At 66.7% G+C, this 1407-nt stretch carries 1 protein-coding gene; it reads left to right on the top strand.

The window, feature by feature from the left end; all coding sequences use genetic code 11:
• The first annotated feature begins 98 nt into the window (after positions 1–98).
• Positions 99–1385, top strand: coding sequence for a UDP-N-acetylglucosamine 1-carboxyvinyltransferase (murA, locus tag ACNKID_RS01330; protein WP_417911641.1), 1287 nt, complete (start codon positions 99–101; stop codon positions 1383–1385).
• Positions 1386–1407 lie beyond the last annotated feature (22 nt).

Here is a 1407-nt window from a genome sequence, read left to right as displayed (position 1 = left end):
TCTTGTCACGCTGCCAAGACCATAAGCTGCTGTTCTATATCACCACCAAAACATGCGGCAAGGGCGCATCGTCCTGCCGCTTTTTCTTACACATACACATGGACAAACTGCGCATTCACGGAGGCCGCCCGTTGCATGGCAGCATCGCGGTCAGCGGAGCCAAAAACGCGGCCCTGCCTCTGCTGGCGGCCACTTTGCTGGCACCTGGAATTCATATCCTGCGCAACGTGCCCGATCTGCGCGACACCCGCACCATGCTCAAGCTGCTCCAGATCATGGGCGCGCACTGGGAGCGGGACGGCGGCGCGGTGCGGGTGGACAGCAGCCAACTGACCGGCGCGGAGGCCCCGTACGACTTGGTCAAGACCATGCGGGCCTCGGTGCTGGTGCTGGGGCCGCTGCTGGCCAGGGCAGGGCGGGCCCGCGTCTCGCTGCCCGGCGGCTGCGCCATCGGCGCACGGCCTATTGATTATCACCTCAAGGGCTTTGAGGCCTTGGGCGTGGTGACGGAGCTGACTGGCGGCTATGTCGAGGCCCGCGCACAGGGCGAGCTGACTGGCGGCACCATCTGCTTTGACATCCCCTCGGTGACCGCGACTGAGAACGTGCTGATGGCGGCGGCCAAGGCCAAGGGCCGCACCGTGATTCAGAACGCGGCCAAAGAGCCGGAAGTCGGCAACCTGGTTGACATGCTGGAGGCGATGGGGGCGCGGATCGAGGGCAAGGACAGCGACTGCCTGACCGTGACCGGCGCGGCGGACCTGCGCCCTGCCGAGATCAGCATCATCCCGGACCGGATCGAGGCAGGCACCTACCTGATCGCCGCCGGAGCCGCTGGCGGCTCGCTGGAGGTGACAGGCTGCGACCCCTCGCATCTCACCGCCCTGATCGAGAAGCTGCGGGCCGCCGGAATGACGGTCGAACCCCAAGCAGGCCGCTGCGCGGCTTTCTGCGCGACAGACGGGGCAGGCCGCCCCTGCCCGCTGCGGGCGACAAGCATCACCACCATGCCCTATCCAGGCTTCCCCACTGACCTGCAAGCCCAGTTCATGGCCCTGATGACCCGCAGCAGCGGCGCGGCCATCATCCACGAGACCATCTTTGAGAACCGCTTCATGCACGTGGCCGAGCTGCGGCGCTTGGGGGCGGAGATCGCCATTGACGGCGGCAGCGCGGTGGTCACCGGCATTCCCCGCGAGCGGCTGATCGGCGCGCCGGTGATGGCCACTGACCTGCGGGCCTCGGCCTCTTTGGTGGTGGCGGGCCTGGCCGCTTCTGGAACTACTGAGGTCTCCCGCATCTACCATCTGGAGCGCGGCTACGAGCGGATGGCGGAGAAGCTGCGCAAGGTCGGCGCGGCGATTGAGCAGGTGCCGGAGGACTGATCCAGTATCAGCATGCTGACTC

The organism is Candidatus Electronema sp. TJ (assembly GCF_048287355.1).
Lineage (GTDB): Bacteria > Desulfobacterota > Desulfobulbia > Desulfobulbales > Desulfobulbaceae > Electronema.
The sequence above is the reverse complement of the archived record's forward strand: the minus strand, read 5'-3'. Positions and strand labels throughout refer to the sequence as shown.

Bases quoted from the DNA above. Each gene is read 5' to 3' on its own strand.
- murA (WP_417911641.1), top strand. From the start codon at position 99: ATGGACAAACTGCGCATTCACGGAGGCCGCCCGTTGCATGGCAGCATC.